A 25,519-nucleotide genomic window follows, 5' to 3' on the forward strand; every position below is an offset into this window, starting at 1 on the left:
GCCGCGCATGGCTATGGAGGGCCCAGCCCGCAGCGCAAGGAGACGGCAATGGCCCGTGGCAAGAAGATCGTGGTGGCGGCGCTGGCGCTGGGGGCGGCGGCGCTGGTGATGCGCCCGCCCGCGGGGCTGGATCCGGTCCAGGCCCGCATCCTGGCCGTGGTGATGATGACCCTGGGACTTTGGGCGACGGCGCTGATCCCGCCCTTCGTCACCGCGCTGGCCTTCTTCGCGGCGCTGCTGGTGCCGGGGCTGGCCGCACCCGAGCTGGTCTTCTCGGGCTTTTCCTCCGCGGCGATCTGGCTGATCGTCTCGGGTTTCGTCATCGGCGCGGCGATCCAGGCCACCGGGCTGGGCCAGAGGCTGGCGGGCTGGGTCGCGCCGCATCTGTCGCGCAGCTATCCGATGCTGATCGGCGGGCTGATGGCGATGGGCATGGTGCTGGGATTCCTCATGCCCTCCTCGCTGGGGCGCGCGATGATCCTGGTGCCGATCGCCATGGCGCTGGCCGACCGGCTGGGGCTGGAACCCGGCAGCCGCGGGCGCAGCGGCGTGGCGGTCACCGTCGCGCTTGCCGCGAATGTGCCGGGCTACGCGATCCTGCCGGCCAACCTGGCCAACATGGTGCTCTCGGGCGCGGCGGATGGCATCCTCGGCATCCATTTCGGCTATGCCGAGTATCTGGCGCTGCATTTCCCGGTTCTGGGCGTCCTGCGCTGCGCGCTTCTGGTGGTGCTGATCCTGCGGATCTTTCCCGCCGAAACCCCCGCCCTGCCGCCCGAGCCCGCCCCACCGGCCAGGCTCTCGGGGGCGGAGCTGCGGCTGTCGGTCCTGCTTTGCGCGACGCTGGCGCTGTGGATGACCGACAGCCTGCACGGGGTGAATGCAGGCTGGGTCGGGCTGGCGGCGGCGGTGCTGATGCTGCTGCCGGGCCTGGGTTTCGTCGATGCGAAGGCGTTCCGGGACAGCGCCGACCTGCCGATGCTGCTGATGGTCGCGGCGGTTCTGGGCCTCGGCGCGGTGGTCAGCCAGGCGGGGCTGGGCGGGCTGCTGGCCGACCTGGTCGCGGATGTCCTGCCGATGGCGCCGGGGCGGGATTTCGTCAATTTCCTGTCGCTGTCGCTCCTGGCGATGCTGACCGGGATGGTGGCCACGATTTCCGGCGTGCCCGCGGTGCTGACGCCCTTGGCGGGACAGCTGGCCGAACAGACCGGCCTGCCGGTGGAGACGGTGCTGATGACCCAGGTGCTGGGCTTCTCCACCATGCTGCTGCCCTATCAGGCGCCGCCGCTGCTGATCGCGCTGGGGCTGGCGAAGGAGCCGCCGCGCAGCATCGTGCGGGTGCTTCTGCTGCTGGCGGCGGCCACCTTCCTGATCCTGGCACCGCTGGATTTCCTGTGGTGGCGACTGCTGGGGCGGGTCTAGAGGTTGCCCGCCTCGCCCAGCCAGGGGTCCTCGGGATCGAGATCGCGGTAATCCAGCCCCTCGCGCTCCAGCCAGGGGCCCAGGAGCCGCAGGAAGTCGCCCGGCCCCGCCTGGACCGGCCGCATCCGCGGATGCCAGGGCGCCGGGCGGAACCGGCCCTGCGGGTCGCGGTCCCCGGCATTCCACGCCCCCCAGGGCGCGGCGGGATCGATATGGGCGCCGATGCGGGAATTCAGCACCACGCATTTGCCCACGGATTCCAGCGTCTCGCGGCTGATCGTGCCCAGGGGCGGATCATAGGCCGAAACCGCGCCCAGCCGGCACGCGTAATCCGCAACCGGCGCTTGGCCGTAGGGCGTCGCGCGCACCCCCTCGAACCACTGGCGCCCCAGCTGGAACCGGCCCGCCAGCGCGCGGGCGCTGCCATCATGGGTGAAATCGCAATCGTCGAAGACGAAGCCATAGGCGGCGCGCAGGCTGGTCGCGGGGGCGGTGGCCCAGGCCATTTCCGCCCGCGTCCCGCGCGACCGGATGGTGCAGCCCTGGAACCACGCCGTCGCCTGGCCGAAGATGAAATCGACATCGCCCTCGATCTCGCAGCCCGAGAGGAAGGCGCGCACCGTCCGGTCCTTGGGGCCCTGCAGGTAGAGCGTGTCCTGATAACTCGACAGGCGCAGCCCCTCGGCATGGAGCCGGTCGGCCGAGGCCGACAGAAGCGCCACCGCCTGGTGCTGGCCGCTGCCGGCCTGGCCCGCCGCGTTGAAGCTGGTGGGCTTGTCCATCGCCTCGGCCCGGTCGCAGTTATAGCGGTTGGTCACGGCAAAGCCGCGCAGGCGGGTCTCGTCGGCCTCCACCCGCAGGACCGAGGCATTGGCGGTGGTGATCTTGTCGCGCGCGGCGATGCGTTCGAAGATCGCCCGCGTCTCGGGGCTGCATCCCTCGAATTGCGCGGCGAAGCGGCGGCGATACTCGGCGCCGGTCATCTCGGCATCGATATCGTCCTGCAACTCGGCGCCCGCCCCCTGCAGCGTGAAGCAGAGCCAGCCCTCCCCCAGCCGCACCCGCGGCAGATAGACCAGCCCCTCATGCCGGCCCGGCGCCAGCGCGAGGACCACCCGCCCGGGCGTCCCGGCGGCCCGGGCCCGGGCGATGGCCGCCTCCACGGCGCGCTGCACCTGCCCCGGCGCACCGGGGGAAATGGTGACATCGGCGTCGGGCCAGCCGGCGGCATCGGGGTCCCAGTGATCGGCGGTCTCGGCACCGAACATCCCCGCCCGGGCCAGCACCTGCGCCCGGGTGAAGCGCGCCGCCTGGGCGGGGCTCAGCTGCGGCCGCGCCGGGGTTTCGTCCAGCATCAGGCGACCCGCGCCCGCGCCGCGGCGCCGCGGCGCTCCAGATGGGCGGCATAGCTCATCATCAGCGGCCCCACCCCCTTGATGTCATCGGCCACGCGCGCCTCGGTCAGGTAGTATTCGGCAGACCCGTCGCGGAAGCGGTTCTCGAAATAGCCCAGGCCCGCGACCTCGCAGATCTCGGCCATCTCCTGGCCGCCATCCGCGCGCGGGCGCACCACCTTGGCGGCGAGGATGTCGAAGAGGTCGGCGGGCGGCGGCTCCGCCAGTCCCAGCGCGGCGCCCTTTTCCAGCGCGTAGACGAACATCGCCGAGGCCGAGCTTTCCTCGTAATTGCCGTCGAGATCGGGGCGGTCGATCACCTGCAGCCAGATCCCCCCCGGCACGCGCAGCGCGGCGATGCGCGCCAGCAGGTCGCGGGTCTGCGGCTCCAGCGGCGCGAAGCGCTCCGGTCCCACCAGCGCCGCGATATCGACCAGCGCCATGGCCAGCCAGCCAAGCGCGCGCGACCAATGCGCCTTGTTGTGCCCGGTGCCGCGATCGGCCCAGGGCTGGCGGCGCGCCTCGTCCATGGCATGGGCATAAAGCCCGGTCGCCTCGACCTTCGTCATCTCCAGCGCCGTGACCACCTGGGCGATGGCATCCGCGACCAGAGCGTCATCGCCGGTGCGCAGCCCGTAGCCGATCTGGAAGGGCGCGCCCATGTAGAGACCGTCCAGCCAGACCTGCCAGGGATAGCGCAGCTTGTGCCAGTAGACCCCGGATTTCGTGCGCGGATGGCTGGCCAGCTGGTCGATCAGGATCGCCGCGGCGGCCATGTATTTCGGATCGCCCGTCACCTCGTCGAGATACAGCAGGGCCCGGCCCGACAGCACGTTGTCGATGTTGTAATCCGACAGCGCATAGCCCGCCAGCGCGGTCCCGTCGCCGATCTGGACATCCACGCGGCGCTGCATCGCCTCCAGCCAGCGCGGCTCGCCGGTGGCGCGGTGCAGAAGTTCCAGACCGCGATAGAGGCAGCCATCCTCGTAGCACCAGGGTCCGCCCTTGTAGGGGGTGTAGGCCGCGGCGAAGGCGGAGAAATAGTCGGTCAGCATGGCTCGGGGTCCTTCGTCGTCTCGAATATCTCGACTGCGCCGGTCACTTCGGCGAAATCGGCGCGGATGGTCTCGCGGCAGGCAGGTGCGACGCCCGTGGCCATCAGCGGCACGGCCGGTTCGGCATCGGGGTCGAAGCTGGCGCGGACGCGCTCCAGCGTGATGCCGCGGATCGGGCTTTCGGGCAGGCCCAGCAATGCGACCACCGCCAGCTTCACCCCTGTCGCGGTCACGTCGCGGAAGGCGATGTCCTCGATCACCGGGGTCGTGTCGTCCACCGGCGCCGGGGTGCGGGTCTGCACCCAGTCGTCATGCCCGTCGGGGTCGCAGAAATAGAAGGCATTGCCGGCAAAGGGCGTCGGCACGTCGGTCATGACCACATGGTCCAGCGTGATCCGCGCCACCTTGCCGCCCCGGCCGCGCCGGGTCTTGATCCGCAGCCCCCGGTCGGTGCGGTCGAAACTGCAGGAAGAGATGGTCACGTCGGTGATCTCGCCGGACATCTCGCTGCCCAGCACCACGGCGCCATGGCCGCGCTCCATGTGGCACTGGGTGACGGTCATCCGCCGCGTCGGGGCAAGGTGATCGGTGCGCCCCGGCGCGCGCTTGCCCGCCTTGACCGCGATGCAGTCGTCGCCGACCGAGAAATGCAGCCCTGCCAGGGTGACATCCTCGCAGCTTTCGGGATCCAGCCCGTCGGTATTGGGGCTGTCATGGGGGTTCTCGATGAACATCGCCGCCGCCGTCAGGCGGTCGCAGCAGAAGGGATGCACCGTCCAGCTGGGCGAATTGCGCACCGTGATCCCCGAAATCTCGACATCCGGCGAATGCGCCAGGAACAGCGTGCGCGGCCGGCGGGCGCCGTCGCGGGTTTCCTTCGGCCAGGACCACCAGTCGCCGCGATCACCGCCGCCATCGAGGATGCCGCGGCCGGTGATCTTCAGCCCGGCGCAGTCGATGCCGGTCAGCACCGAGGCAAAGCAGGTCTCGGGCAGGCCTTCCCAGGTGCCGATGACGCGGCCGTCCCCGTCGCGGGCGGGCAGCTGCGGCCAGCCGGTGCGATCGGCCTTCCCGGCCAGTTCCGCCCCCTCGGGCAGCCAGAAGGTGATGCCGGGCCTGAGGAAGACGGGGCCGGTGACATGGCGTCCGCGCGGGATCATCAGCGTGCCGCCCGCGGGCGTCGCGGCGACGGCGGCGGCCAGCGCCGCGGCATTGTCCGCGGCCGCCGGGTCGATCCCGTGATCGCGCGCATCGACCAGCCCGGCACAGGGCGGGGTGCGGAATTCCAGGTCGCCGAGGTCGCTGTCGAAGAGGTAGTCATGCCCCGGCAGCAGGTCCTCGACGAAGACCGCCGCCGTATCGGCCGTGCCCTCGTAATAGATCACGCCGTCGCGGCTGAGCCGCCAGCGAACCGGCGCGGGCAGGCGATAGAGCGCGCCGGGCGGCGACAGCAGGATCGTGGCGGTCCGGGAGGACAGGGTGACGAGACGGAGAACGGTCATCGAAAACGGGGCCTTGTGCACGCGGTAGGCGGGGGGCGGCGCGAACCGCCCCCCGGGGAGGAACTCAGGACTTGATGTCGTCCAGCGCTTCCTGGATGGCATAGATCATCTCGTCGGCCGCGGTTTCCGCGTCGATCTCGCCATAGGCGAAGAGCTCGAGATTATCCTCCATCGCCGAGCGCACGTCGGGATGTTCCATGTAGGGATGGATCGCGGGGCCCTCGGCCTCGATCACCAGCTTCTGCGCCTCGATCTGCTCGGGGCTGAGTTCGCCGCTTTCGGTCAGCGCGTCCAGGGCCGCCTTGGAGGCGGGCACCCCGCGCGAGGATCCCATGGCCGCGATGCCCTCGGGTTCGTTCAGCAGGCAGTTCAGCACCTCGGCCGCCGCTTCCGGATTGTCCGAATTCGCCGAGATGGAGAACACCATGGAGGCCTTGCGGTACACGCCCTCGGTCTTCTCGCCCTGCTGGTCGATGATGCCGGTATAGGCCAGGCTCTGGCCTTCCTGGATCGGGTCGGAGATCTTGAAATAGGTGCTGTCCCACTGATAGCTGCCGGCGATTTCGCCATTGGCCCATTTGGGGTTCTCGTGGATCGGCAGGTTGCCCGCGGCCAGAACGTCCTTCCAAGGCTGGATGACGTGGTTGTCGACCAGGCTCTGGTAGAAGGTGATCGCGTCGGCCAGCTCCTCGACCGACCACAGGATCTCGTTGGTTTCCGGGTCGATGAGCGGCTTGCCGGTCTTCTGCGTGCCGTAGAGCGTCACCAGGAGCGTGCCGTCCAGCGCGATCCCCTCGAACGGGTAATAGGCATCGCCCAGCTTTTCCTGGAAGATCGGACCGGCCGCCAACAGGTCCTCCCAGGTGGTCGGCAGCTCCAGTCCGGCCTTCTCGTAGGTGGTCTCGTTGAAGACGAAGAGCCGCCCCGTGGTGGAGACCGGCAGGCCGTTCAGTACGCCGTTGCGGCGGCCCGCCTCGAGCTGCTCGGGCGTCCACTGGCTGAGATCCAGCGCATCGAGCGATTCCAGATCGGCGAACCCGTCGCCGCGCGCCGAGAAGATCGGCAGCCAGGGCCAGTTGATCTGCATGATGTCGGCCTCGGTCCGGCCGGCGATCTGGGTCGCGACCTTCTCGAAATGGCCCTGCCAGCCGGTGAATTCCGGCTTGATCGTGTGGCCGTGCTTCTCGCCGCAGACTTTCAGCGCCTCCTGCGTGGCCAGGTGGCGGCTGTCGCCGCCCCACCAGCTCATCCGCAGCTCGGCCGCCTGGGCGGTGCCTGTCAGTGCCGTCGTGGCCAGTGCCAGGCCCATGAGTGCCGTTTTCATCCTGTTTCTCCTCCCTTGGATGGTCAGTTGATCTGTCCCTTGAGCGACACATTCTCGCCCGAGGTGACATCGAAGACATGCGCATGGCGGCCCGAGACGGTCAGGCCGACCTTGTCGCCGCGCTGGGTCGCGCGGTCGAATTGCTCGGAAGGCACGACCGCGACGAAGGTGGCGCTGCCGACCTTGGCGTGCAGGTTCACCTCGTGGCCCATGAATTCCACGTTGGTCACGCTGCCGGTCAGGCTGTCGGGGCTGCCGGCGGGGGCGACGCCCAGGTGCTGCGGGCGGATGCCCAGCGTGACGGGTCCGTCCTGGCAGTACAGGCGGCGCGCCAGCTCGTCGCCCAGATCGACCGTCTGCCCGTCCAGCGTCAGCTGCGCGCCGATCCCGCGGGTCAGCACGGCGGGCACCAGGTTCATCTCGGGCATGCCGATGAAGCCTGCGACGAAGGCATTGGCGGGACGTTCATACAGCGTCACCGGGTCGGCCACCTGCATAATATGGCCGTCCTTCATCACGCAGATGCGGTCGCCCATGGTCATCGCCTCGACCTGGTCATGGGTCACGTAGACCACGGTCGCCGGGCGGCCTTCGGCCTTCAGGCGCTTGTGCAGGTCGGTGATGCGCACCCGCATCGCGGCGCGCAGCTTGGCATCGAGGTTCGACAGCGGCTCGTCGAAGAGGAAGACGTCCGGGTGCTTGATCAGCGCGCGGCCCACCGCCACCCGCTGCGCCTGCCCGCCCGACAGCTGCTTGGGCAGCCGGTCGAGGAGCTTCTCGATCTCCAGGATCTCGGACACCTCGTCGGTGGCGGTGGCGATCTCGGCCTTGGGCTTGCCGCGCAGCTGCAGCCCGAAGCCGAGGTTCCGGCGCACTTTCATATGCGGATAGAGCGCGTAGTTCTGGAACACCATGGCGATGCCGCGCTTGCCCGGCACCAGGTCGTTGACGACGTTCTCGCCGATGCGGATCTCGCCGCCTGAGATGGTCTCCAGCCCCGCGATCATCCGCAGCGTGGTGGACTTGGCGCAGCCCGAGGGCCCCACCAGCACCATGAATTCGCCTTCCTTCACCTCGAGGTTGATCCCGTGGACCGCCTTGAAGCCGTTGCCATAGGTCTTCTCGACCGATTTCAGTTGCAGTTCAGCCATCAGCCTTTGACTCCTCCGGTCGAGATGCCTTCGATGAAGTATTTCTGTGCCATGAAGAACACGGCGAGGGACGGGGCGAGCGCGAGGACCGACATCGCGAGGATCTGGTTCCAGGCAAAGGCCTCGGTCGTGTCGATGGAGAGCTTGAGCGCCAGGCTCACCGGGTATTTCTCGACCGACGAGATGTAGATCAGCGGTCCGAGGAAGTCGTTCATCGTCCACATGAACTGGAACAGGCAGACCGAGATCAGCGCGGGCATCAGCATCGGCACGACGATGTAGATCAGCGTCTGCAGCGTGGTCGCCCCGTCGACGCGGGCGGCTTCCTCCATGTCGCGCGGGATGGCGCGCAGGAACTGGATCACCATGAAGACGAAGAACGCATCGCCCGCCAGCGCCGAGGGCACCCACAGCGGCAGGAAGGAGTCCAGCCAGCCGATGTCGCGGAACAGCAGGTATTGCGGGATCCGCGTCACCACGTTGGGCAGAAGAAGCGTCGCGATCACGGTCATGAAGAGGAACTTCTTGCCTGGGAACTCGAAGCGCGCGAAGCCATAGGCGACCAGCGTGCAGGAGATCGCGGTGCCGATCGTCTTGGGGATGATGATCCACAGCGAGTTCAGGAAGAACCGCCCGAACGTGTAGGGGGTCGATGTCTTCCAGCCCTCGATATAGCCCGAGATGGTCGGTTCGCTGGGCCAGAAGCCCGGCGAGGAGAACATCTCGGCATTGGTCTTGAAGGACGCGCCGATCAGCCAGATCAGCGGATAGATCATGATCAGCCCGACGAGGCTCAGCAGGCCATAGCGCAGGATCTGCGACCGCAGGGCCTTGCGGCGATGCTTGAGCTCGATGGCGGTGGGCGGTTCGGGGCTTTTCGCGACGGGAATGTCGGTGATGGCGGCCATTGGATCAGCTCCTCTTGTCGCCGGCGTAGTAGACCCACTTCTTCGACGACCAGAAGGCGATGAGGGTCAGGACCATGATGATGGCAAAGAGCACCCAGGCGATGGCGGAGGCATAGCCCATGTCGAAGCTCTTGAAGGCCTTGTCGTAGATGTAGAGCGGCAGCAGGTAGGTGGATTTCATCGGGCCGCCATCGGTGATGATGTAGGGGCCGTTGAATTCCTGGAAGGCCTGGACCGTCTGCATGATGAGGTTGAAGAAGATCACCGGCGTGATCAGCGGCAGCGTGATGTGCCGGAAGATCTTCCAGGGTCCCGCCCCGTCGATCGCCGCCGCCTCGTAGAGCGACTTGTCCACCGATTGCAGCGCGGCGAGGAAGATCACCATGGCCGAACCGAACTGCCAGCAGCGCAGCAGCGTGATGGTGAACAGCGCGTTATTGGGGTCGCCGAACCAGTTGACCGGATCGATCCCGATGCTGGCCAGCATCATGTTCACCAGCCCGGTATCGGCGAAGATATAGCGCCACAGAACCGCGATCGCCACGGACCCGCCGAGGATCGAGGGCACGTAATAGGCCGTGCGGAACAGGTTGATCGCCTTCAGCCGGTAGTTCAGCACGACGGCGATGAACAGCGCGAAGGCCAGTTTCAGCGGCACCGTCGAGAAGACGTAGATCAGCGTGACGGACAGCGACTTGTCGAAGGTCCGGTCGCGGGTGAACAGCTTCTCGTAATTGTCCAGCCCCACCCATTCCGGGGAAGAGAGCAGGTCGTAATCCGTGAAGCTGAGATAGAAGGATGCGAGGAACGGAAACGCCGTGAAGAGCAGAAGCCCGATCACATAGGGCGAGACGTACCACAGCCCCATCCACTTGCTTTCGCCACCCATCATGCGGCTCCTTTCAGGGTCTCGGGGATCCATGCGCCGGTGGCGGCGATCATCTCCTGGAACATCATCCGCGCCTTCGCCTCCTCCAGAGGCGCCACCAGCGGGTCGGAATGGAAAAGCGGGAACAGCGCGGCGGCCTCGTCGGCCATCACCGCGTCGAGAAGCGCGACCTGCCGCGCGGCATGGGCCGCGACCAGCGGCTCCAGCGCGGCGGGCAGTCGGCCGGCGATCACCGGCGTGACCCCCAGCCCCGAGAAGACGGCATTGGTCTCCACCACCGCGCCCTCGGGCAGGCCCGCGATCTGCCCGCGATTGGGCAGGTTCACGTTGGAAATGCAGGGCGTCCCCGACATCAGCGCCGCGATCTGGTCGACCAGGGCCTCGTCAGAGCGCCCCGGCGCGGGCGCGGTGTCGCCCCGGGCCAGGGCCTCGGCGGCGGCGCGCTTCGCGGCCTGTTCGCGCTGGCGGTATTCCACCGGCGTCAGGCCGAAGCCCCAGCCTGCGGAATCGTCCAGATAATCGGCCGCCGGCAGGAATTCCGCCAGGTGCCGGTCGCCCGCGGCGGCCGGGATGCCGAAGCGGCGCAGCAGGTCGAATTTCACCTTCGAGCGGTCGCCGAAATAGCGCTCATGCTCGTCCGCCGGGTCGGGCTCGGCCTCCACCCAGCCGGTGCCGCCATGGGCCGCGGCGAAATCGCGATAGGCCGGCAGCATGTCGCGCCCCGCCACCGCGATGCGGTCCACGAAGGTGAAATGGTTGATGCCCAGGACATTGACCTCGACATCGCGATGGCTGTGGCGGGGCGCGCCCGCCGCGCGGTTGGCGATCCAGGCGACCTGCTTTCTCAGCTTGGTCACCTCGTGGCATTCGCCCCAGGCGCGGATCTGGGGAAAGCCGCGATAGAGGGCGCCGGTCAGCACGCTCATCGGGTTGGTCAGGTTGCAGACATGGGCGCGGGGCGCGTGCTCGCCGATGGCGCGGCCGATCTCGGCCAGCATCGGGATGGCGCGCAGCGCCCGCACGAAACCGCCCGGTCCGACCGTGTCGCCCACGGCCTGGGGAATGCCGTGGCGCGCCGGGATGCCGATATCCTGGGCCATGTCCTCGAACCGGCCCGGCAGGATGGAGACGACGACGATATCGGCGCCGGCCAGCGCCTCGGCGAGGCTGGCGCAGGCGCGGTAGCGGGCGGGCGTGCCTGCGGACACGGGCGCGAAGCGCGCTCCCATCGCGGCATTGCGCTGCGCCGCGGCCAGGTCCAGGTCGTACAGCCGGACCTCCGCCGCCAGGCGCCGGTCATGGGCCAGATCCGCCATCAGCTTGGGCGCCCAGTTCAGCGAGCCGCCGCCGATATAGGCGATCTGCACGGGTATTCTGTCTTCGGAATGATTCATGATGCCAGTCTGCGACACGCCGCGTTCACCGCCCGGACCGGACGGACGCGACGGCGCCTCGTGCTCCTCCCTTGTACCGGGCTCCCCCGCCCGGGACTCATGGTTATGATTCCATGAAAGGACCCTATTATGGCTTGCGCCTGGCGGGACATGCCGGGTATGGCAGAAAAAGATGGACAAAACCGAACACTTCCCCCTTTCGCTCATGCCGATGCGGTCGCTGTCGCTGCGGCTGTCCCGCTCGGCCATCAAGATGCGCCACAACGCCCTGTGGCGGATCGACAAGCTGAACCCCGTCCACGACCTGATCATGCCGCTGACCGGGCGGGGGCGCTACTGGATCGGCGGGCATGAATTCACGCTGGAACCCGGCGAGGCGATGCTGATCCCGGCCTATACCCGGTTCCGCGGGCGCCATGATTGCGGCGAAGAGGAATATACCGGCGTGGCACAGCATTTCATGCTGGACCTCTTCGGGCGGGGCGATGTCATCACCCAGATGCGGCTGGCGCCCAAGGCGCGATTCGATGACTGGGAGGCGCTGATGCCGATGGTGCGGCATTACCGCGAATCGACCTCGCGGGCGAATACCACGCTCAGCCAGCACCACGCCTTCATGGTGCTGCTGCTGGCTCATCTGGAGGCCGCCTTCGAGGGCTGGCAGACCGACGACACCGCGCCTGAAAGCCAGGACCAGCTGTCGCTGCACATCATGTTCGTGGCCTCGCGGCTGTCCTCGGACCCGCTCGGGGCGGGGGTGGAGGACGCGCTGGCCTCGGTGCCCTACAATCCCGACTACTTCCGCCGCGCCTTCCGCGACCGGATGGGGATGACGCCCAAGAAGTTCCGCGAACTCAAGCGGATGGAATTCGCGGCCAACCGGCTGGGCATGGGGCTGTCGGTGAAGGAGACGGCGCTGGAGCTGGGCTTCGCCGACCCTTATTTCTTCAGCCGGATGTTCAAGCAATATATCGGCGACAGCCCCTCGCGCTACCGGCTCAGCAAAAGCGCCCTGCCCCCCGCGGGCTCCGATGCCTCCGGGGAGCCGGTCGCGCGCTGAGCCGGGGACGGCTACATCACCGCGCCGATCTGCCAGGGCAGGAACTCGCTGTCGCCAAGGCCCAGCAATTCGCTCTTGCTGCGCTCGCCCGAGGCGGTGGCGATCACCTTTTCCAGGATCTCCCGGCCCTTGTCCTGCAGGCTGACGCCGCCGCTGACGATGTCGCCCGCATTCAGATCCATGTCGTCGGGCATCGCGGCGTAAAGCGCGTCATTCGTCGCCATCTTGATCGTCGGCGCGGGTTTCGAGCCGAAAGCCGAACCGCGCCCGGTGGTGAAGACCAGCACCTGCGCCCCGCCGGCGATCTGTCCGGTGGCCGAAACCGGATCATAGCCCGGCGTGTCCATGAACACGAGGCCGGGGGTGCGGATCTGCTGGCCATAGGCCAGCACGTCGCGAAGGGGGGTCGATCCCGCCTTCGCGACGGCCCCCAGGGATTTCTCCAGGATCGTGGTCAGCCCGCCCGCCTTGTTGCCGGGGCTGGGATTGTTGTCCATCGAGCCGCCATTCATCGCGGTATAGCCTTCCCACCACCGGATGCGTTCCAACAGTTTTTCCGCGATTTCAGGCGTTTCCGCGCGGCGCAGCAGCAGCTCCTCGGCGCCGAAGATCTCGGGCGTCTCCGACAGGACCACCGTGCCGCCCAGCCCGACCAGCAGATCGCAGGCGATCCCCAGGGCCGGATTGGCCGATATCCCGGAATATCCATCCGATCCGCCGCATTGCAGCGCGAGCGTCAGGGCCGAGACCGGGCAATCCTCGCGCTCCGCCCGGTTCACCTCGGGCAGCATCTCGCGGATCTTGCCGGCGATCAGCTCGACCGTCGCGCGGGTGCCGCCGTTTTCCTGGATGGTCAGCCCGTGGAACCGCTCTTCGCCGGTGGCGTCGAACATCTGCTTCATCCGGGCGATCTGCATCACCTCGCAGCCCAGGCCCACGAAGATCGCCGCGCCGACATTGGGATGGGTGGCATGGCCCCACAGCACGCGCTGCAGGTTCTCCCAGCCGGGGCCCTCGTTGTTCATGCCGCAGCCGGTGCCATGGGCGAAGGCCACGACCCCGTCGACATTGGGATACTGCGTCAGCTCGCCCGAGCGCATCACCGCATCCGCGGCCTGGCGGATCACCGTGGCCGAGCAGTTCACGGTGGCGACCAGCGCGATCATGTTGCGCGTGCCGATCCGCCCGTCGGCGCGGCGATAGCCGCGGAAGCTGCGCGGCGCCATCTGCGGGACCGCGCGGCGCGCCGCCTCCAGATCCGCGCCGATCGCGTAGTCGCGGCCATGCGCGCCGATCTCGCAATTGTGGCTGTGGACATGGCCGCCTTCGGGAATGTCCATCGTGGCATAGCCGATGATCTGCCCGAACTTGCGGATCGCCGCGCCTTTCGCGATGGCATGGCGCGCCAGCTTGTGCCCGGGCGAGACCGGCGCCTCGAGGGGCATGCCGCGGCCCAGCGGCGTCTCGCCGGCCTTGGCGCGGGTGGTGACGATGGCGACGTCGTCGCGGTCGTCCAGCAGGATCGGGTCGGACATGGGTGTTTCTCCGGTTGGGGCGGGGCGCACGCCTCCGCGCGCCCCGCCGGAAGGACGATCAGCGGGCCAGCCAGCCGCCATCCACGTTCAGCACCGCGCCGGTGACGTATTTCGCCGCCGGCGAGGCCAGGAAGCACACGGCCCCCGCGATATCCTCGGGCTCGCCCCAGCGCCCGGCCGGGATGCGTTCCAGGATCTGGCGCGACCGGTCCTCGTCGGCGCGCAGCGCCTCGGTATTGTTGGTCGCGATATAGCCCGGCGCCACCGCGTTGACGGTGATGCCCTGCGGCGCCCATTCATTGGCGAAGATCTTGGTCAGGCCCGCCACGCCGTGTTTCGACGCGGTATAGCCCGGCACCCGGATCCCGCCCTGGAAGGACAGCAGCGACGCGATATTCACGATCCGCCCGCCCTCGCCGCGCGCGATCGCCTGCTTGCCGAAGGCCTGGCACAGCAGGAACACCGCCTTGAGGTTGACATTCATCACCTCGTCCCAGTCCAGCTCGGAATGCTGGACCGAGTCCTCGCGGCGGATGATGCCCGCGTTGTTCACCAGGATATCCAGCGGCCCGCAGGACTCCAGCGCGGCCACGCCGGCATGGGGATCCGACAGGTCGACCAGCAGCGTCTCGGCCGAGCCGCCCGCCGCCTTGATCGTCTCCACCGTCTCGTCGCAGGCCCGGCGGCCTGCGGCGATGACATGGGCCCCGCGTTCCGCGAGACCCACGGCGATGGCCTGCCCGATCCCGGTATTCGCGCCCGTCACCAGGGCGCGTTTCCCGTCGATGCGGAATGCATCCATCAGCGCAGATCCTCCATGGCGACGAAGTCCATGTCGGTGAAGTCGGTATTGTCGCCCGCCATCGCCCAGCAGAAGGTGTAGGCGCCGGTGCCGGCACCCGAATGGATCGACCAGGGCGGGGAGATCACGGCCTCTTCGTTCGACATCACGATATGGCGGGTCTCGTTCGGCTCGCCCATGAAGTGGAAGACGCGCGACCCTTCGTCGAGGTCGAAATACAGGTAGGCTTCCATGCGGCGGTCATGCAGGTGCGCGGGCATGGTGTTCCACAGGCTGCCCGGCAGGAACTGGGTATAGCCCATGGTCAGCTGGCAGGTTTCCTGGACGTCGGGATGCAGGAACTGGATGATGACGCGCTCGTTCGCGGTCTCCTTGGAGCCCAGTTCCACGCGCTTGGCATCGGCGGGCTTGATCAGCCGGGTCGCGATCGCGCGATGCGCCGGGGTGCAGACCAGGTAGAACCGCGCCGCGCCCGAGAACTCGACCGGGCCCGAGCCCATGCCGATGTAAAGGACGTCGCCCTTCTCCATCTCGTAGCTCTTGCCGCCGACAGTGACCGTGCCGGCTTCCGGGCCGATGTTCAGAACGCCCATCTCGCGGCGCTCCAGCACGGTCTTGGTGCCGGTATTCTGGACCTCGTCCACGGTCAGGCTGCCGCCATCGGGGGTGACCGAGCCCAGGATCATGCGGTCGTAATGCGAATAGGTCAGCTTGACCTCGCCCGGCACGAACAGGCCGTCGACGTGGAATTCGTTGCGCAGCCCGTCCGTGTCGAGCGTCTTGGTGGTGCGCGGGTCGATCGCGTGGCGGATGTCGACTTGGGTCATGGGGGTCTCCTCCTTACAGGAAATCGTCACGTCGGGGGGTGAAGCAGTCGATCAGCTCGCCGTCTTCGAGACAGACGCAGCCATGCGTCGCCCCCGACGGGATCACGAAACTGTCGCCCGGCCCGATTTCGGTGGTCGTCTCGCCGATGGTGAAAGCGAAACGGCCGGTCTTCACATAGGTCGACTGCACATGCGGATGATTGTGCAGCGCGCCTTCCGCATCCTTGGAGAAACGGAAGGACACCACCATCAGTTCCGGCGAATCCGCCAGAACCTGTCTGGTAACTCCGCCGAGATCTACGGCGGGAAAGGCTTTAGTCATAGGATATCTCCATTGATCTGTATGACACCCCTTACCTGAAAACCGCCGGAAGCCAAAGCGACAGTGCCGGGACATATGTGACCAGCAGCAGCGTGCCGAAGGCGGCGAAGTAGAAGGGCCAGATCGTGCGCATCGCCTGGCCGATGCCGATATTGCCGACCGCGCAGCCGACGAACAGCACCGATCCCACCGGCGGCGTGCACAGCCCGATGCCGAGGTTGAGGATCAGGATGATGCCGAACTGCACCGGGTCCACCCCGAAGGCCTGCGCCACGGGCAGGAAGATCGGCGTGGTGATAACGATCAGCGGGCTCATGTCCATGAACGTGCCCAGCACCAGCAGGCTGACGTTGATCAAGAGCAGGATGACGATCGGGTTGTCCGAGAAGTTCTGCAGGAACTCCACCATCGAGGCGGGCACCTTGAGGAAGGCCAGCAGCCAGCCGAAGGCCGCCGCCATGCCGATCACCAGAAGCACCATCGCGGTGGTCCGCACCGCCGCCAGCGTCGCCTCGACGAAATCGCGCCATTTCAGCGACCGGTAGGCCACCAGCGTCACCAGCAGCGCATAGACCACCGCGATGCAGGAGCTTTCCGAGGCGGTGAAGATGCCCGAGCGCACGCCGCCGAAGATGATCGCCACCAGGATCAGCCCCGGCACCGCCGAGACGAACAGCGCGCCCAGCATCCGCATCCCCGGGAAGGCTTCGGTCGGATAGCCGCGGCTGCGCGCCACGAACCAGGCCGCGACCATCAGGCTCAGCGCCAGCAGGATGCCCGGCACGATGCCCGCGGTGAACAGGTCGGCGATGGACAGCCGGCCGCCCGCGGAGATCGAGTAGATGATCAGGTTGTGCGACGGCGGCAGCATCAGCGCGATGATCGAGGAGGTCACCGTCACGTTCACCGCATAGTCGGTGTCGTAGCCGCGCTTCTCCATCTGCGGGATCATCAGCCCGCCGATCGCCGAGGCATCCGCCGCGGCCGATCCCGAGATGCCCCCGAAGAGGCAGGAGGCCAGGATGTTGACCTGTCCCAGCCCGCCCTTGAGATGGCCGACCATGGCGCCCGCCAGGGCGACCAGGCGCCGGGCGATGTCGCCGCGCACCATCAGCTCGCCGGCATAGATGAAGAACGGGATCGCCATCAGCGCGAAGACCGAGACGCCGGAATTCAGCCGCTGGAACACGACCACCGGCGGCAGGCCCATATAGAGCACGGTGAAGAAGCTGGAGACGCCCAGGCAGAAGGCCACGGGCGTGCCGATCAGCAGCAGGAAGGCGAAGCTTCCGAAGAGGATCCAGAGTTCCATATGCGTCCTAGTGCTCCGCGGCGTCGCCGAAACGCGACGTGGGCAGGCCCGCCGCGCGCCGCGCGAGACGTTCCAGAGAGAAGAGGACGATCAGCGCGCCCCCGAAGATGATCGGCATGAAGTTCCATGCGCCCGAGATGCCCAGCGACGGCAGCTTGACCGAGGCCGTCTTGGCGGCAAGCTGCCAGCCATAGACCACCATGCCCGCGCCGAAGGCGGTCACGACCAGGTCCGAGACCGAGTAGAGCACCAGCTTGACCTTGTCGGGCAGCAGGTACAGCAGAACCTCGAAACTCAGGTGGTATCCCTCGCGGATGCCGACCGCCGCGCCCAGCAGGATGAACCAGCCCATGACGATGATCGATCCCGGCTCCGTCCAGATCAGGCTGTTGTTCAGCACATAGCGGAAGAACACCTGGGCGGCGATCATCGCGGTCATCACCACCAGCCCGATGCCCGAGATCCACAACCCGATCCGGGCGACGATCCCGGTAAATCTTGCTACTCTTTCCATCCCCTGCCCCTTGAAGAAGGAGGACCGCCCGGCGGGGCGGTCCCTGATAGGCTCACTCGGTGGCCTGGATCCGTTCCACCAGGTCCTTGAGCGTGTCGGAGGTGACATGCTTCTCGTAGACCGGCTTCATCGCCTCGATGAAGGGCGTCTTGTCGATGTCGGTGACGACCTCGGCCCCGGCCTCGATGACCTTCGCCTCGGATTCCTTCTCGCGCTCCGCCCAGAGTTCGCGCATCATCGGCACGCTGTCCTTGGCGGCCTGGCGCACGATCTCCTGGTCCTCGGCGCTCAGCCCGTCCCAGGTGCTCTTGGACATCACCAGAACTTCCGGAACGATCAGGTGCTCGTCCAGCGTGTAGTACTTGGCGACCTCGAAATGGCCGGAGGATTCGTAGGAGGGCCAGTTGTTCTCGGCCCCGTCGATCACCCCGGTCTGGATCGAGGAATAGACCTCGCCATAGGGCAGCGGCGTCGCGTTGGCGCCGAGGGCGGAGACCATGTCGACGAAGATGTCGGACTGCATCACGCGGAACTTCATCCCCGCGAGATCCTCCATCGAGGTGATCGGCTTCTCGGAGTTGTAGAAGCTGCGCGAGCCGCCGTCATAGAAGGCCAGCCCGACCAGGTCGTGATCGGAGAAGGCCTCGAGGATCTCGTCGCCGATCGGCCCGTCCATCACCTTGTGCATGTGATCGACCGAGCGGAAGATGTAGGGCAGCGAGACGACCTGGGTCTCCTCGATGATGTTGTTGAACGGCCCCATGGACACGCGCAGCATGTCGATCACGCCGAACTGGGTCTGCTCGATCGTGTCCTTTTCCTCGCCCAGCTGCGCGGAGGGGAACACCTCGATGCACAGACGGCCATCGGTGCGCTCTTCCAGCAGCTTGCCCATCTCCTGAACAGCGATGACGGTCGGGTAACCGTCGGGATGGGTGTCGGACGAACGCAGCGTGGTCTCGCAGGCCGTGGCGGCCGTTGCGAGGGCGGAGCCGGCCAGGAGCGCGGCGGTCAGTGTCAGTTTCATGGTCTTCCTCCCCTGATGAAACTGCGTGGGTGCGGCTGCCGGGCGGGTCCGGTCTCCCTGCCCGCCCGGAGGCCGCGGATCACTTCAGGCCATAGGCATCCCTGGCCAGATTGACGGTCAGATCCTGCGCGACCTCGAAGGCATCCGCCTCGCCCAGACGGCCGGTGGCCACCAGGCCAGCCAGGTAGGCGCAGTCGGAACGGCGGGCGACGTCGTGGCGCGCCGGGATCGAGCAGAAGGCGCGGGTGTCGTCGTTGAACCCGGCCGTGTTGTAGAAGCCCGCGGTTTCCGTGGTTGCCTCGCGGAACCGCTTGATCCCCTCGTAGCTGTCATGGAACCACCAGGGCGGCCCGAGGCGCAGGCAGGGATAGACCCCGGCCAGCGGCGCCCATTCGCGGGCATAGACGCTCTCGTCCAGCGTGAAGAGCAGCACCCGCAGGTTCGGCTCCATCCCGACCGCGTTCAGCAGCGGCGAGAGGTTGCCCACGTAATCGGTGCGCCCGGGAATGTCGAAGCCCTTGTCGCGGCCATGGGTGGCAAAGACGCCCTTGTGATGGTTGCGGCGGCTGCCGGCATGGATCTGCAGCGTCAGCCCGTCATCGAGGCTCATCCGCGCCATCTCGGTCAGCATCTGGCCGCGGAACGCATCCGCCTCCTCGGGCGTGCAGGTCCCGGCCAGCGCCTTCTGGAACAGCGCCGCCGCCTCGTCGCGCGACAGATCCTCGGTCCGCGCCGTGGGATGGCCGTGATCCGAGGCCGTGGCACCGCCGAACTCCTTGAAATAGGCCCGGCGCACGCGATGCGCGTTCAGATAGCCGTCCCAGCTGGCGGTATCCTCGCCGGTCAGCGCGCCCAGCTGTTCGACATTGCCGGCGAAGCCCTCGAATTCGGGATCGACCACGGCATCGGGGCGATAGGTGGTGACGACCTTGCCGCCCCAGCCCGAGGCGGTGATCTCCTTGTGCCACTTCAGGTCGTCCAGCGCGCCTTCGGTGGTGGCAAGAAGCTCGATGTTGAACCGCTCGTAAAGCGCGCGGGGGGTGAAGTCCGGCGTCGCCAGCTTGGCATCGATATGGTCGTAATACTCGTCCGCCGTCGCCGCCGAGAGCGGCTTGTCCAGGCCGAAGACGAACTGGAAGGAGTGGTTCAGCCACATCGCCGAGGGGGTGCCGCGGAACAGGTGGAAATTCTCGGCGAAGAGCCGCCAGATCTTGCGCGGATCGGCCTCGGTCTCGCCGCCATCGACGCGCGGCACGCCCAGGTCGGTCAGCTTCACGCCCTGGCTGACCAGCATGCGGAACACGTAATGGTCGGGGATCACGAACAGCTCGGCCGGGTTCGGGAACCGCGTGTTCTCGGCAAACCAGCGCGGATCGCAATGTCCGTGCGGCGAAACGATCGGCAGATCCGCGACGCTGTCATAGAGGCGGCGGCTCAGGGCGCGCAGGCCGGGCTCTGCCGGGAAGAGGCGGTCGGGATCGGTCAGGCTCATGCTCTGTCTTTCTGAATCGGATCGACTAGCTAACTGATATGCTAGTCTGATAGTTGTGTCAAAGTGCGAATGATGTATGCTGGCCCTGACAGGACGCACCCGGACCGCCATGCCAGATACGATCGCCTCACTCTCCGCCATCCAGACCGCAACGGCAACCGACCAGGTCTTCGAGGCGCTGTATCACGCGCTGATCACCTTCGGCCTGCCGCCGGGCACCAAGGTGTCGGAAGCCGAGATCGCCAAGCAGCTGGGCGTGTCGCGCCAGCCCGTGCGCGATGCCTTCTTCCGCCTGTCGCAGCTGGGATTTCTGTCGATCCGCCCGCAGCGCGCGACGCTGATCACCAAGATATCGGAAATCGGGGTGCACCAGGCCGCCTATGTGCGCGCCGCGCTGGAGGCCGCCTGCATCCGCGACGCCGCCGCCTGCATCGGCGCCGAGGACCTGGCCGAATTGCGCACGCTGATCGCGCGGCAGAAACTGGCGATCGAGACCGGCCCGCGCAGCGTGTTCCACGAACTCGACGACCTTCTGCACCGCCGGATCTGCGAAATGTCGGGCCATGGCCATGCCTGGTCGCTGATCCAGGAACAGAAGGCCCATATCGACCGGGTGCGGTTCCTGTCCCTGTCCTTCGGACAGCAGAACGCCTATGACCAGCATGTCGATATCGTGGAGGCGCTGGCGGCCGGTGACGCGGATGCCGCCGAAACCTGCCTGCGCGACCATCTGAGCCGCATCCGTTCGATCCTGCCGGTGGTAAGGCAGGAGAATCCCCAGTATTTCGAGGACCCCGAGACATGACCCGCTTACTCGCCATCGGCGAATGCATGATCGAGATGTCGCCCACGCCCGAGGGCACCTATGCCATGGGCTTCGCCGGCGACACGTTCAACACCGCCTGGTATGCCCGCAAGCTGGGCGGGGAGGAGCTGGAGGTCGCGTATTACTCGGCCGTGGGCGATGACGAGCCCTCGGCGCGGATGGCCGGGTTCATGCGCGGCGCGGGCGTCGTGCCGGAACTGGCGGTGCGCAAGGGCGGCACGGTCGGGCTCTACATGATCTCGCTGAAGGACGGCGAGCGCAGCTTCTCCTACTGGCGCTCCGCCGCCGCGGCCCGCAGCCTGGCCGAGGGGCTGGACCGGCTGCCCGCGGGCAAGGGCGACATCGCGCTGTTTTCCGGCATCACCATGGCGATCCTGCCCGAGGCCGGGCGGCGGCGCCTGCTGGAGGTTCTGGCGGCGGCCCGCGCCGACGGGCTGCGCGTGGCCTTCGACCCCAACCTGCGCCCGCGCCTCTGGGCCTCGGACGCGGAGATGTGCCACTGGGTCAGCGAGGCCGCCAAGGTCGCCGATATCGCCCTGCCCTCCTACGAGGACGAGGCGTCCTATTTCGGCGATGTCTCGAAACGCGCCACGGCGGATCGCTATGCCGCGGCCGGCGCGTCGCTGGTGCTGGCCAAGGACGGGCCGGAACCGGTACTGGTGCTGGAGAACGGGACCGAGACGCTGGTGCCGCCGCAGATCGTCACCGAGGTGACCGACACCACCGCCGCGGGCGACGCGTTCAACGCGGGCGTGCTCAGCGCATTGGCGCGCGGCCTGCCCGCCGCCGAGGCCGCCGATCTGGGCTGCCGCGTCTCGGCGCAGGTGGTGACCCGGCGCGGCGCGCTGGTGGAGATCGACCTGCCCGGGATCGGCCTGCCGGCCTGAGCGCCCGGCGACGGGCGCATCGCCGCCCCCTCCGGGGGGCGGATCCCCGCCCGCGCGGGGGCGCTCAGAAGGACCGCCGGATCAGCGCCTGCAGCTCGCCGATCACCCCGCGGCGGAAACTGAGCACGCAGATCACGAAGATCACCCCCAGCACCACCGGCACCCAGGCCGAAAGCGGCCCCGAGGCCAGCGTGTTCTGCAGCGCGACGATGATCCCCGCCCCCACGGCGGGCCCGGCGATGGTGCCGACCCCGCCCAGGAGCGTCATCAGCACCACCTCGCCGGACATGTGCCAATGCGCATCGGTCAGCGAGGCCAGCTGGAACACCACCGTCTTCAGCCCGCCCGCCAGCCCCGCCAGCGTCGCCGACAGCACGAAGGCCTGCAGCTTGTAGCGGTCGGTGTCATAGCCCAGCGACACGGCGCGGGGTTCGTTGTCGCGGATGGCGCGCAGCACCTGGCCGAAGGGCGAATGCACGGTGCGCGCGATCAGCCAGAAGGCCGCGAGGAACACCGCCAGCGTGAAATAGTACATCGCCATGTTGTCCTGCAGGTCGATCATCCCCAGCAGATGCCCGCGCGGCACGCCCTGCAACCCGTTCTCGCCGCCGGTGAAGGGGGCCGAGATGAACAGGAAATAGGCCATCTGCGCCAGGGCCAGGGTGATCATGGCGAAATAGATGCCCTGCCGCCGGATCGCCAGCATCCCCGCCGCCAGGCCCAGCACCCCCGCCGCGGCCGCGCCGGTCAGGATGCCCAGCTCCACCGGCAGGCCCCAGACCTTGATCGCATGGCCCGTCACATAGGCCGCCCCCCCGAAGAAGGCGGCATGACCGAAGCTGAGAAGCCCGCCGAAGCCCAGGATCAGGTTGAAGGCCGAGGCGAAGAGCGCAAAGCACAGGAACTTCATCAGCAGCACCGGATAGACGAAGACGGGCGCGATCAGGAGCAGGATCAGCGCGGCGGCATAGCCCAGTTTCGTGGTCATCATTCCCTCCTCACGCCACGCGTCCGAACAGCCCCGCCGGGCGCAGCACCAGCACGATGGCCATGACCAGGAAGATCACCGTCGCCGAGGCCTCGGGCCAGAACACCTTGGTCAGACCCTCGATCAGCCCCATGGCAAGCCCGGTGACGACCGCCCCCATGATCGAGCCCATGCCGCCGATCACGACCACGGCGAAGACGACGATGATCAGGTTCGAGCCCATCAAGGGCGAGACCTGGGTGATCGGCGCGGCCAGCACGCCGGCGAAGGCCGCCAGCCCCACGCCGTAGCCATAGGCCAGCGTCGTCAGCAGCGGCACGTTCACCCCGAAGGCCTGCAGGAGTTTGGGGTTCTCGGTGCCCGCCCGCAGATAGGCGCCCAGCTTGGTGCGCTCGAAGATGTACCAGGTCGCGCCGCAGGCGATCAGCGAGGCGACGACCACCCAGCCGCGATACCAGGGCAGGAACATGAAGCCCAGATTGATGCCGCCGGTCAGCGCGGCGGGGGTCGGATAGGGCTGGCCAGAGGCGCCGAAAAGCTTGATGAACACGCCCTCGATCACCAGCGCCAGCCCGAAGGTGAGAAGCAGCCCGTAGAGATGGTCGACCCCGGCGAGGCGGCGCAGCAGGAACCGCTCCAGCCCCATGCCGAACGCCCCGACGATCACCGGCGCGGCAAAAAGCGCGACCCAGTAGTTCAGCCCCAGGAACTGCGCCAGCCCCCAGGCGGTGAAGGCCCCCAGCATGTAAAGCGCGCCATGGGCGAAATTCACGATGTTCAGAAGCCCGAAGATCACCGCCAGTCCCAGCGACAGGACCGCGTAGAAGGCTCCGTTGATCAGGCCCAGCAGCAGCTGGCCGAAGAGGACCTGCGGCGGAAAGCCCAGGAGGTCGGTGAGCATGGCGTCATCCCGTCAGGATCGGAACGGCCCCCCGCAGGCGCGGGGGGCGCGGGGGTCACTTGGTCGGGCAGGTGCTGTCTTCGAGCGTGCCATAGGCTTCCTCGCCCGGGATGGTGCGCAGGATCTCGTAGTAATCCCAGGGCCCGCTGGATTCCCCGGGCGATTTCACCCGCGCCAGGTACATGTCATGCACCATCCGCCCGTCGGAGCGGATCGTGCCGCCCTTGGCGAAGAAATCGTCGATCGGCCGGTCGCGCATCCATTCCATGACCGTGTCGGTATCGTCGCTGCCGGTCGCCTCGATCGCCTTGAGATAGAACGCGACGGAGGAATAGACGCCCGCCTGCACCATCGAGGGCATCTTGCCGGTGCGTTCCATGAACCTCTCGGACCAGGCGCGGGTCTCGTCATCCATGTCCCAGTAGAAGCCGGTGGTCAGCTGGATCCCCTGCGCGGTTTCCAGCCCCAGCGCATGGACATCGGTGATGAACATCAGAAGCGCCGCGATCGACTGCCCGCCCGCGACCAGCCCGAATTCATTGGCCGCCTTGATCGCGTTGGTCGTGTCGGCCCCGGCATTGGCCAGCCCGATCACCTTGGCCCCCGACCCTTGGGCCTGCAGCACGAAGGAGGAGAAATCCGAGGCCGGGAAGGGATGGCGGATCGATCCCAGCACCTGCCCGCCCGCGGCCTCCACGACCTTGGTGACATCCGCCTCCAGCGCCTGGCCGAACGCGTAGTCGGCGGTCAGGAAATACCAGCTGTCCCCGCCCTCGGCGACGACCGCCTTGCCCGTGCCATTGGCCAGCGCGGTGGTCGAATAGGTATAGTGGATCCCCGAGGGGATGCAGGCATCGTTGGTCAGGGGCGAAGAGGCCGCCCCCGAAACCAGCACCACCTTGTTCTGCTGTTTCGCGATCTCGTAGACGGCCATGGCCGTCGAGGTCGTCACCAGTTCGGCAAAGGCATCGACCTGTTCGGCCTCGCCCCATTCCCGCGCCTTGTTGGCGGCGATGTCGGCCTTGTTCTGGTGATCGGCCGTGACCAGTTCCACCGGCATGCCCGCGGCCATGGCCCCGGCATCCTCGATCGCCATCTCGGCCGCGGCCACGGCACCGGGACCGGCCAGGTCCGAATAGGTGCCCGACATGTCGGTCAGAAGCCCGATCTTCACCTTGCCGTCCGATATCTCCGCCGAGGCGGCCGAGGCCATCGCCAGGGCCGATGCGCCAAGCGCAAGCGTTTTCAGGGTCTTCATGTGTCTCCTCCCAGTCGTCACATTGATCAGACGCTTAGATATTCCTCGAAGACATGCGCCTTTGCCTCCAGTTCGGCGGCCTCCACCACCTCCGCGACATGCCCGTGATCCATGATGAAATGCCGGTCCGCCATGGCGGCGGCAAAGCGGAAATTCTGCTCCACCAGCACGATCGTGTAGCCGCGCGCCTTCAGCACCCCCAGCACCTCGGCCAGCTTCTCGACGATGACCGGGGCAAGACCTTCGGTGATCTCGTCCAGCAGAAGGACATCCGCCCCCGTGCGCAGGATCCGCGCCATGGCCAGCATCTGCTGTTCGCCCCCCGACAGGCGGGTGCCGGGGCTGCGGCGGCGTTCCGCGAGATTCGGGAACATCTCGTAGATCTCCGCCACCGCCATGCCGCCCCCCGCCACGACGGGGGGCAGCATCAGGTTCTCCTCCACCGACAGCGACGCGAAGATGCCGCGTTCCTCGGGGCAGTAGCCCACGCCCAGATGGGCGATGGCATGGGGCGGGCGGGCGATGACCTCCTCGCCCTTCAGCCGGATGGAGCCGGTGCGCCGCCCGATCAGCCCGACGATGGCGCGCAGCGTCGTGCTGCGCCCGGCGCCGTTGCGCCCCAGCAGCGTCACCAGTTCGCCGCGATGCACGGTCATGTCGATCCCGTGCAGCGCGTGGCTCTCGCCGTAATAGGCGTGCAGGTCGGCGATATGGATCTCGGCGATGCGT

Annotated in this window: 24 protein-coding genes; 4 read left to right on the forward strand and 20 right to left on the reverse strand. The window is 67.5% G+C overall.

Translation table 11 applies throughout. The annotated features are described in order from the left end of the window. Positions 1-48: 48 nt before the first annotated feature. Positions 49-1,422 (forward strand): SLC13 family permease, encoded by a 1,374-nt coding sequence (locus ICN82_RS08270; RefSeq protein ID WP_193181595.1) that lies wholly within the window; start codon positions 49-51, stop codon positions 1,420-1,422. Here ICN82_RS08270 and ICN82_RS08275 read toward each other — a convergent pair. From ICN82_RS08275 to ICN82_RS08310, 8 genes are all read right to left on the reverse strand, one after another. Continuing rightward, entirely contained in the window at positions 1,419-2,777 is a 1,359-nt protein-coding gene (locus ICN82_RS08275) for a pectinesterase family protein (RefSeq protein WP_193181598.1), read from the reverse strand. The two genes, ICN82_RS08270 and ICN82_RS08275, sit on opposite strands and share 4 nt — an antisense overlap. Further along, positions 2,777-3,871, reverse strand: a complete 1,095-nt coding sequence (locus ICN82_RS08280; protein WP_193181600.1) for a glycoside hydrolase family 88/105 protein — start codon at positions 3,869-3,871, stop codon at positions 2,777-2,779. Before ICN82_RS08280 ends, ICN82_RS08275 begins: the two co-directional genes overlap by 1 nt. After that, entirely contained in the window at positions 3,865-5,373 is a 1,509-nt protein-coding gene (gene pglA / locus ICN82_RS08285; RefSeq protein ID WP_193181601.1) for a polygalacturonase PglA, read from the reverse strand. The genes ICN82_RS08280 and pglA overlap by 7 nt, the downstream gene beginning before the upstream one ends. Positions 5,374-5,437: 64 nt before the next feature. Next, complete coding sequence (locus ICN82_RS08290; RefSeq protein ID WP_193181602.1) at positions 5,438-6,697, reverse strand: ABC transporter substrate-binding protein; 1,260 nt, start codon at positions 6,695-6,697, stop codon at positions 5,438-5,440. Between the two features lie 23 nt (positions 6,698-6,720). After that, entirely contained in the window at positions 6,721-7,848 is a 1,128-nt protein-coding gene (locus ICN82_RS08295) for an ABC transporter ATP-binding protein (protein ID WP_193181603.1), read from the reverse strand. Next, complete coding sequence (locus ICN82_RS08300) at positions 7,848-8,756, reverse strand: carbohydrate ABC transporter permease (RefSeq protein WP_193181604.1); 909 nt, start codon at positions 8,754-8,756, stop codon at positions 7,848-7,850. Before ICN82_RS08300 ends, ICN82_RS08295 begins: the two co-directional genes overlap by 1 nt. Positions 8,757-8,760: 4 nt before the next feature. Beyond that, positions 8,761-9,645, reverse strand: a complete 885-nt coding sequence (locus tag ICN82_RS08305; protein ID WP_193181605.1) for a carbohydrate ABC transporter permease — start codon at positions 9,643-9,645, stop codon at positions 8,761-8,763. Beyond that, entirely contained in the window at positions 9,645-11,039 is a 1,395-nt protein-coding gene (locus tag ICN82_RS08310; RefSeq protein WP_193181606.1) for a family 4 glycosyl hydrolase, read from the reverse strand. Before ICN82_RS08310 ends, ICN82_RS08305 begins: the two co-directional genes overlap by 1 nt. A 172-nt stretch (positions 11,040-11,211) precedes the next feature. Between ICN82_RS08310 and ICN82_RS08315 the strand changes: the two genes are divergently transcribed. Continuing rightward, a complete protein-coding gene (locus ICN82_RS08315; protein WP_193181607.1) occupies positions 11,212-12,099 on the forward strand; it encodes a helix-turn-helix domain-containing protein in 888 nt (295 codons plus the stop codon). Positions 12,100-12,110: 11 nt separating this feature from the next. Here the strand turns inward: ICN82_RS08315 and ICN82_RS08320 are convergent, their stop codons facing one another. From ICN82_RS08320 to uxaC, 8 genes are all read right to left on the reverse strand, one after another. Next, entirely contained in the window at positions 12,111-13,634 is a 1,524-nt protein-coding gene (locus tag ICN82_RS08320) for a UxaA family hydrolase (RefSeq protein ID WP_193181608.1), read from the reverse strand. A 58-nt stretch (positions 13,635-13,692) separates the two neighbouring features. Then, positions 13,693-14,436: a 2-dehydro-3-deoxy-D-gluconate 5-dehydrogenase KduD gene (gene kduD, locus ICN82_RS08325; RefSeq protein WP_193181609.1), complete on the reverse strand. Its 744-nt coding sequence runs from the start codon at positions 14,434-14,436 to the stop codon at positions 13,693-13,695. Then, on the reverse strand, positions 14,436-15,263 hold the full coding sequence (gene kduI, locus ICN82_RS08330) for a 5-dehydro-4-deoxy-D-glucuronate isomerase (RefSeq protein WP_193181611.1): 828 nt from the start codon (positions 15,261-15,263) through the stop codon (positions 14,436-14,438). The genes kduD and kduI overlap by 1 nt, the downstream gene beginning before the upstream one ends. Before the next feature lie 13 nt (positions 15,264-15,276). Then, positions 15,277-15,585 (reverse strand): cupin domain-containing protein, encoded by a 309-nt coding sequence (locus ICN82_RS08335; RefSeq protein ID WP_193181613.1) that lies wholly within the window; start codon positions 15,583-15,585, stop codon positions 15,277-15,279. Positions 15,586-15,616: 31 nt separating this feature from the next. Further along, on the reverse strand, positions 15,617-16,897 hold the full coding sequence (locus ICN82_RS08340; RefSeq protein ID WP_193181615.1) for a TRAP transporter large permease: 1,281 nt from the start codon (positions 16,895-16,897) through the stop codon (positions 15,617-15,619). Between the two features lie 7 nt (positions 16,898-16,904). Further along, positions 16,905-17,411, reverse strand: coding sequence for a TRAP transporter small permease (locus ICN82_RS08345; RefSeq protein WP_193181617.1), 507 nt, complete (start codon positions 17,409-17,411; stop codon positions 16,905-16,907). 52 nt (positions 17,412-17,463) lie between these two features. Further along, positions 17,464-18,438, reverse strand: a complete 975-nt coding sequence (locus ICN82_RS08350) for a TRAP transporter substrate-binding protein (protein ID WP_193181620.1) — start codon at positions 18,436-18,438, stop codon at positions 17,464-17,466. Between the two features lie 79 nt (positions 18,439-18,517). Beyond that, positions 18,518-19,930, reverse strand: coding sequence for a glucuronate isomerase (uxaC, locus tag ICN82_RS08355; RefSeq protein WP_193181622.1), 1,413 nt, complete (start codon positions 19,928-19,930; stop codon positions 18,518-18,520). Positions 19,931-20,039: 109 nt separating this feature from the next. On the opposite strand from uxaC, the gene ICN82_RS08360 reads away from it, so the two are divergent. Both ICN82_RS08360 and ICN82_RS08365 read left to right on the forward strand, forming a co-directional pair. Continuing rightward, the gene (locus ICN82_RS08360; RefSeq protein ID WP_193181624.1) at positions 20,040-20,735 is read left to right on the forward strand and encodes a GntR family transcriptional regulator; all 696 of its coding nucleotides are present in this window, start codon (positions 20,040-20,042) and stop codon (positions 20,733-20,735) included. After that, complete coding sequence (locus ICN82_RS08365; protein ID WP_193181626.1) at positions 20,732-21,643, forward strand: sugar kinase; 912 nt, start codon at positions 20,732-20,734, stop codon at positions 21,641-21,643. Before ICN82_RS08360 ends, ICN82_RS08365 begins: the two co-directional genes overlap by 4 nt. A 64-nt stretch (positions 21,644-21,707) precedes the next feature. Here the strand turns inward: ICN82_RS08365 and ICN82_RS08370 are convergent, their stop codons facing one another. From ICN82_RS08370 to ICN82_RS08385, 4 genes are read right to left on the reverse strand one after another with little or no spacing between them, the layout of a single operon-like run. Next, positions 21,708-22,631 (reverse strand): branched-chain amino acid ABC transporter permease, encoded by a 924-nt coding sequence (locus tag ICN82_RS08370; RefSeq protein ID WP_226898376.1) that lies wholly within the window; start codon positions 22,629-22,631, stop codon positions 21,708-21,710. Between the two features lie 10 nt (positions 22,632-22,641). Further along, positions 22,642-23,532, reverse strand: coding sequence for a branched-chain amino acid ABC transporter permease (locus tag ICN82_RS08375; protein ID WP_193181628.1), 891 nt, complete (start codon positions 23,530-23,532; stop codon positions 22,642-22,644). A gap of 55 nt (positions 23,533-23,587) precedes the next feature. Beyond that, complete coding sequence (locus ICN82_RS08380) at positions 23,588-24,790, reverse strand: ABC transporter substrate-binding protein (RefSeq protein WP_193181629.1); 1,203 nt, start codon at positions 24,788-24,790, stop codon at positions 23,588-23,590. 26 nt (positions 24,791-24,816) lie between these two features. Further along, positions 24,817-25,515 carry an ABC transporter ATP-binding protein gene (locus ICN82_RS08385; RefSeq protein WP_456238071.1) on the reverse strand — a complete coding sequence of 233 codons (699 nt, stop codon included), beginning with the start codon at positions 25,513-25,515 and terminating at the stop codon, positions 24,817-24,819. Between the last annotated feature and the right edge of the window lie 4 nt (positions 25,516-25,519).

The organism is Mangrovicoccus algicola, assembly GCF_014903745.1.
GTDB classification, from domain to species: domain Bacteria; phylum Pseudomonadota; class Alphaproteobacteria; order Rhodobacterales; family Rhodobacteraceae; genus Mangrovicoccus; species Mangrovicoccus algicola.